The organism is Leifsonia sp. NPDC077715, assembly GCF_040686855.1.
In the GTDB taxonomy this organism is placed as follows: Bacteria; Actinomycetota; Actinomycetes; order Actinomycetales; family Microbacteriaceae; genus Leifsonia.
In genome coordinates, this window is sequence record NZ_JBFBOG010000008.1 from 1 (window position 1) to 6,873 (window position 6,873).

8 protein-coding genes are annotated in these 6,873 nt (G+C 36.7%); all 8 read right to left on the reverse strand.

Going from position 1 to position 6,873, the window contains the following annotated elements; all coding sequences use genetic code 11:
- Positions 1–3,113: tape measure protein (locus AB0P25_RS19230; protein WP_363809531.1), on the reverse strand; the 3,113-nt coding region annotated here is incomplete at its 3' end.
- Between the two features lie 168 nt (positions 3,114–3,281).
- Positions 3,282–3,740 carry a hypothetical protein gene (locus tag AB0P25_RS19235; RefSeq protein WP_363809532.1) on the reverse strand — a complete coding sequence of 153 codons (459 nt, stop codon included), beginning with the start codon at positions 3,738–3,740 and terminating at the stop codon, positions 3,282–3,284.
- 51 nt (positions 3,741–3,791) lie between these two features.
- On the reverse strand, positions 3,792–4,139 hold the full coding sequence (locus AB0P25_RS19240) for a hypothetical protein (RefSeq protein WP_363809534.1): 348 nt from the start codon (positions 4,137–4,139) through the stop codon (positions 3,792–3,794).
- Entirely contained in the window at positions 4,136–4,678 is a 543-nt protein-coding gene (locus AB0P25_RS19245) for a hypothetical protein (protein WP_363809535.1), read from the reverse strand. The genes AB0P25_RS19240 and AB0P25_RS19245 overlap by 4 nt, the downstream gene beginning before the upstream one ends.
- A gap of 13 nt (positions 4,679–4,691) precedes the next feature.
- Positions 4,692–5,114: a hypothetical protein gene (locus AB0P25_RS19250; protein ID WP_363809536.1), complete on the reverse strand. Its 423-nt coding sequence runs from the start codon at positions 5,112–5,114 to the stop codon at positions 4,692–4,694.
- Positions 5,115–5,211: 97 nt separating this feature from the next.
- Positions 5,212–5,556, reverse strand: a complete 345-nt coding sequence (locus tag AB0P25_RS19255; protein WP_363809537.1) for a hypothetical protein — start codon at positions 5,554–5,556, stop codon at positions 5,212–5,214.
- Positions 5,557–5,657: 101 nt separating this feature from the next.
- On the reverse strand, positions 5,658–6,071 hold the full coding sequence (locus tag AB0P25_RS19260) for a surface-adhesin E family protein (RefSeq protein ID WP_363809538.1): 414 nt from the start codon (positions 6,069–6,071) through the stop codon (positions 5,658–5,660).
- Between the two features lie 529 nt (positions 6,072–6,600).
- Positions 6,601–6,873, reverse strand: a 273-nt coding sequence (locus AB0P25_RS19265) for a hypothetical protein (RefSeq protein WP_363809539.1), incomplete at its 5' end; no start/stop codon positions are given.

The window sequence follows — 6,873 nt, forward strand, 5'->3', positions numbered from 1 at the left end:
CTAAAACGTTCCTGATCCTGTCTAAAGAACTCACTGGAACCATTCATATCAGCCTGAATACCACCCCAGTTTTGAACAGCGTTATTAACTTTGTCTCGTGTCTCTTTGTCCTGTGTGGCTTTAGATAATGCGATTAGCTTTTGCCGCTCTTCAATAGAAAGCTTTGTATTCTTAAGAATTTCCTCTCTTTCCAGCCTATAACGTTCCTGCATGGCCTGAGTTTCGGAAAGCAGAGATAAACGGGCTTGAAATGATCGCTGCTCTTGGGCTAATTTCATCAATCCTAGTTCTTGCTGATACTGCTGTTCTAGCAGCTCTACTGCTTGCTTTTGTTCAGATTTACTTAATTCAATGTCATGAGTCGCATTGAACTTTTTGCGATCAAAACTTTCTTTAAGTAAATCAGCCTCGGTTTTCTGGAACTCCTTATAATCCTCAAGTTTGCTTCTAATCGCTTGTTTGGCGATCGCAATATCATTATCTGCACGGCGCTGTAATTCTGCCTTGATTTCAGCAGTACGTTCTGGGGTAAAACCTGCTTTATCAACATCCTCCAATCTAACTGTTAAGTTATTCTGGATCCGCTGTACTTCACTAGCTACCTCATTTTCAAGTGAACGCTGAGCATCTAACTGACGATCAAGTTGTGATTGAATGTCACCCGAAGCTTTATCACTGCCTTTGCTTGCTCCGCTCTTAACCTTGCTTTGCATACTCGGCGATTGATGAAGTAACTTAAGAGATACGCCATCCTCAAAGATCACCTCGCTGACATAACCACCACCCTTGCTGTCATACCATGTCTTAATATCTTTCACGGCGACATTGGTCGTGATCGGTGTGCCTTCAGGCATTGAAAAATCAATACCCTTATGAAATGAAGAAGCCCCTTTGGTAGGTGCTTTTCGTGGACCGTAATTTGAACTGATCTTGTAAGATGACAATGGTTTGCCGCCTGCCTGTAATCGGGCTAGATGTTCATTCGATACTTTCTGGCCAGACATTGAACCGCCATAGCGAACATCAAGATGAGGACCTGTGCCAATCCCTGATTTTCCTGATACACCTACAAGACGTTTAGCAATCTTCTCCTGCTGCTCCAACTCCTTTGTCTGCTTACGTTTGGAGTCAATTAGTTTCTCTTCACGCTCCTGTTGTTCCTCAATAATTTTGAGGTTTCGCAAAGCACTATCAATTTCATCTTTAGATAAAATTGCACTCATCCCTTTAGCTTTTTGCAGCTCTAGAATCGCGTTAGCCTGAGCAACGGTATATCCCGAATCAAGCAAACCTGATTTATAGATTGAATCAAGCACATTATCTCTTTGCTTATCCCGATAATCCTGTAAAGCCTTCGATGCTTTTTCTGCTTCAGTTGCTGTATTACCAATTGCATTCGCTTGTTGTTGATGTTGAAGTGCAGCGTTTTGCGCAGCATTCCCAGCTAACTTACTTTCAACACCAACATTCTTTAAACCTTCAACTAACTTAGTACCCTTTTGATAACCTTCGTCATATTTTTCAACTTGTTGCTTAAGTGCGTTATATAAGTCAGGTGGAATTTTCATTCCATTTAATCGTTCAATGGCTTCGGTATAGCTAATAGTACCCGTACGTGCATCATTAGAAATTTTGGCAAGTTCCGCATTACCGACTGCATAGTTTTGAATGTTAATTAATGCAGAACCGACAGCAAGTTCAGTCTTTCTCAATTCCTTATTTTGAGCTTCCAATGCCTTGGTCATATCATCAATAGCAGATTGCTTTTCAACTCCTCTTAATTTTTTAAGTTCTTCAGCCGTTTTATTTGCAACCGCTGCTTGCTCCTCTAGCTTTTTATTGGCTTTTTCCGCCTGCTCTTGAAAATACATATAGCCTGCGGCCAAAGCAGTAATACCAATAGTAATAGCACCTATAGGACCTCCAATAAGTCCAAGAGCTCGGCTACCAATACCGCCAGCTAATGACGTAGCAGCAGTCAATCTGGTTTGTGCAGCAGTTTGTGCATTGGTTGCTGCTGTCACAGCGGCTTGAGCTTGGGTGTATCTTAAAGCAGCTGCAGTAGCTCCATATTTGGCTTGAGTCTCAGCATTAGTTGCCTGAACATTAGCAAGGTGTGCTTTAGCTGTATTTAAAGTTGCTGCCGCCTCACTAAGTTCTGCTTGAGCCTTTGCTATAGAAGCTTGACGACTAGCTAATGTAGAAACTATTCCCTCTTTAACAGCAGCTCCTTTAAGTAAAATTGCACGGGTGATTAATCCGATACCAGCGATAAGTGCTCCGTCAGCAAGTAAGTTCAAATTACTTGAAAGTACCTGAATCGAACCAGAAAGTACTTGTGCCGCTCCTGAGCCTTTCCCAGCTTCTCCTACAAATTTGGTAATTTCATTATTTAAAAGAGTTAATGATTGTCCAATTGTGATATCAGTTTTACCAAATAATGCATCTACATCTGACTCCACATTTCTTAGAGCTTTTACAATTTCTTGAGAAGTAATTTTTCCTTCAGCTGCTACTGAACGCAACTCTCCTACGGTAATCCCCATACCTTGTGCAATGGCCTTTGCTAATGCTGGTGTTTGCTCCATAACAGAATTCAGCTCTTCACCGCGTAGTGTGCCACTGGCAAGTGCTTGCCCGAACTGCACTAATGCTGCATCAGCTGCTTCTGCAGTTGCCCCACTAATGGCCACTGCTTTCGATACGGTTTCCGTTAAACGGGCGGTATCATCCATAGTAAGATTTAATGTTTTGGCGTTATCACTAAAGCGCTGATATACCTGTAAAACCGAATCCCAAGCAGAATAGGTTCTTTGGGCAATTTGAAAAGTATCTTCAGTCGCTTTATTTAACTCAGCTTGATTGTTAGTAACCAACTTCAATCTATTCTGCAAGCCTGTATAGGCATCCATTTTAGATACGGCTGATCCAACTGTTAACAACCCTGCCATATAGCCAGCAAGTGCACGTGTCGAGACAGATAAGCCATCCATTGACTTTGAAGCATAATCACCTTTACGTTCAATACTATTGAGCTCATTGCCTAGATTACGCGCGTTACGTTCAGCATTTTGCGAATCAATAACAATGACCAAACGAGATTCTTGTGCCATTTTTACTTTCCTCTAGGCAATAAAAAACCCACTCAAGTAGTGGGTTCTGTTTAAGTTAAATATAATTACCAATCTAAGGCATTAAATTAATTTGGCCTTTCTATAAGTGCTGAGTCTCAGACAAGCCTTTATATAAAAAAGTAATCTAAGCTGCTTTCTCTACTTGCGTTAATTTATATATCCGAACTCTTTTGGGGCATCACCATTATCGGTATAGGAATGACAATACTTAAAATAAACTGATATATCAGAATCATATACAGCTGGCATCCCATCCGCGCTACTAAAATCCAATATTGTTAATTGGGAGCTACTTCCAACCGATGGTTTTGTATATGAGCAATTGATAATTAATTTGTGTGGTTTTTTGTCCCAGCTTATATCTTGATCTCCACCTCTACTATCTTCAGGATCAAATTCCGAAGTACCACCCAACAAGGTTGCCTCAAGTAAAATATTTTTACTTGTTTCTGATATGATCTTTGTACTAATGGATTTAGACCAAGAACAATATCCCATATGACATCTACCTACCGATATCACCTCTGGAGTATTTAATATATTGAATCCAGCATTCGCGATTGAGTAAGCACTCAAAGACAATATAAATAATAAAAGTTTTTTCATATTTGATCCTGAACCTATTCAAGTAAAACAGTACACTCTAGGTTGTTTCTATTATTCATACATTGCCATACAGCCCAAATAATATTTTGCAGAGAACTCATTTAACTGCTCCTGCTTTATTGATGGGGTTGAATAACTCGGTTGCTCATAAGCATCACGAATAATTAAAGTAGTTATTTTATGCATATTTTTATTTGGAGTTTTCTTGAGTGCTGAATCATTTGCCTCTAAAGCTTTAATCAATGGTAAACCATTTTGTTTTTGCATCATGACAGTATTAGCCAATTCCATGTACATTCGGCAATTTTTATCCCGTTCATCATCGCTAATAGGATTAGAAGGTTTTGCAATCGACAAAATAGGCAAGAAAACTAAACTCAACAAAATAATCTTTTTCATTTCGCCCCACCTTTATCATACATTCTCAGACTAGTTCCCAATCCAGATTGTGATATATCTATCCAATAGTCCTTACATCTATAATGATATTGATTGACATCACCGTATTTAGGATCAATTTCTTGAGTCAAGCTCCAACCAACTTTAGGTAAACCATATAAGGTTATAAGGGCATCTTTAACTTTACCCACTGGAAAATCATCTAATCTTAAACTTAACCCAAAACTTAAAATTTTATAATTTTTTGGATCATAGGTTATAAAATTAAAATCATAGATTGGTTGCCCACTTAACCAAATATCATTTTTTCTATTTAATATAGAAACTCGATATTCCTTATTTCCTTTTTTATTAAAAAACTCATTATCAAGTTCTAGTCCTCTATATTCTTTAGATACTAGTTCTTTTGCTGATTTTCCTAATCCCACATCAGCAATAACGATTTTATATTTTGGTATCTCACAAGCACCAACATTTTTAATTTGTGCCCAAGAAATAGAAGGTAAAAAAATTAACCCAAAAAAAATTATCTTTTTCATTATTTTATCTCATTCATAAAGGCAATAATCTAGGTCTGCGATAGGGACCAGAACTTATACGGAAAATATTTTTAATATTTGGTTTTATATTTTGTTGTTCAAATGCTGGGTTAAATCCAGCTGCTGCACATAACCCTTTACCTTGACGATCAGCTGCTACTGCCATGCTCCATTGACCAATTGGTAAATAAAAGGTAGCTTTTTCACCAGTATCAAAACGTCCAATCGTTTCATTACGGAAAAGCACACTTAAATAACAACCTCCACCAAGATATCCAGTATCTCTAGTAATTTCCACTTCGGCATAACCATCTTTGTACTCTTGATAAGCTAATAAGCGCTCTTTTGGTGTTTGCTTTGCCATAGTTGTTGAAATGGGCGCTGTAGCACACCCTACTAAAGAAAATATTAAACCTAATAAAATTATCTTTTTCATAAAATCCCCCTATATTTAGGGGTAATTTAACAAACTAGTTACTAAATGTCACATAATGTAAAACTACCCGAAGGTATTTAAGGATGATTTCTAAAATTTAATTAGAAGATTTATAGCCTATTATGCATTTATTGAAAAACATGGATGAATAATCTTTCCTGTATGCTTTTCTTTCACTTTCATTCACCGGAAATGGTATATAGTCGTAGGCAATGTCAATTAATTTCTTACTAAAAACAATCCCCACTTCATCTTGGATCTTTTCTTCGACTAAATTATATTGCTCCTCTCGACTTTGACCATTGAAATAATTATCCCAATAGACCAATGCTAGTTCTGTATATGATTCACACCTTTTCTTTATTTCCATATTTTCCAATGATTTGGCTTGAACCGTACCCATCAATGTAAACATAATTGTAAATAGATAAAACTTTATCATGAAAATATCCATTTTAATAATGAGTAAAATTTAACAAGCGGTTATTTCAGAAGCAATAAAAACCGCTATCTCTAGCGGTTCTTGTCCTTATTGGTTAGATTTTAATTTACAACCTCTAACTTGGGATTTTTACATACATAATTAAAAACAGTATCCTCAACAGATCCAGGAACAATATTGCTTGGTCCTATTGTCGAATCACTAGTTTCAAGTATATTGCCTTGTTTATCATAAGCTATACCCTTAACCGTAGTGGATGTTCTTGAACTGCAAAAATAATAATCTAGTGTCTTATATTCCGTAAGTATCCCAGTATCTAACTGTTCTTTTATATTATTTACCTTAGACCAAACGCTTACAGAATTATCATTTGAATGATAATTTAATGTTTCAATATCCAAATATGTACGTACATTATCTGTTGATTCCGCTACCAATTTCCAGTCTTCTGCATAACATAGACTAGAAGTTATAAATCCTATAATTAAAATAAAAGCTTTCACGGAATCACCCATTTTTTAAAAAATGTTTTAATTTAACAATCGCATACTTTTGAGGCAATAAAAATTATCATCTCTAGCATTTTTATTAATAAATCAATTTTAAGCACAATTAATAACAAATGCTTTTTCATAAAAGCCAATCATGGCCTCAAAATCTCTTAATAGAGCTTCCTCTTTATATACCTTAGGAGCAAGCTTGAGTAGAGCTTGCATATACTGTTTTTTGTAGACATCAGGATAGGTGTTGCACAATAAATAAAGTAGCTATCACGTAGATAGCTACTTTATTACTTTTTGGATTTAGTAGAAATTTTCTTATGAACTTCTTCAATAAATAAATTATCTAAAGCAAAAATACAGTCGTGAAATATATGAGCATCAACAGGCAAATCATTATGCTCAGCATATACATTGATAGCCTGCTGATCTAAAGATAAAGGAATACCCCGCTCATATCGTCTTGATCTGATAATCGTGCTAAAGGCTGCAAGGATCGAGTCAGCCGCATAAGAATATTCTGGTGGATCCGGAATATGTCCACCTAAGAACTTGATCTGTTCGATTTCGTGCGGCGTTTTCGACGCATACGTTTTTTGATATTTGTAGAGCTCGGTGACTTTCCCAAAATTAAAGCTTTGTCCTTATCAGCTTCCTCCTGAATCTTTTGCGCCTGCTCTTTAATAAATGACCAGATAACAATACCTATATCACCAAGATTAAGAAGCTTTGACGCATTTTCAGGTGTATACGGTTTTTCAGTTTCAACGGATTTGCCTTCTACTATCTCAGCAAAAACAATACCTTTCCAGTCCTC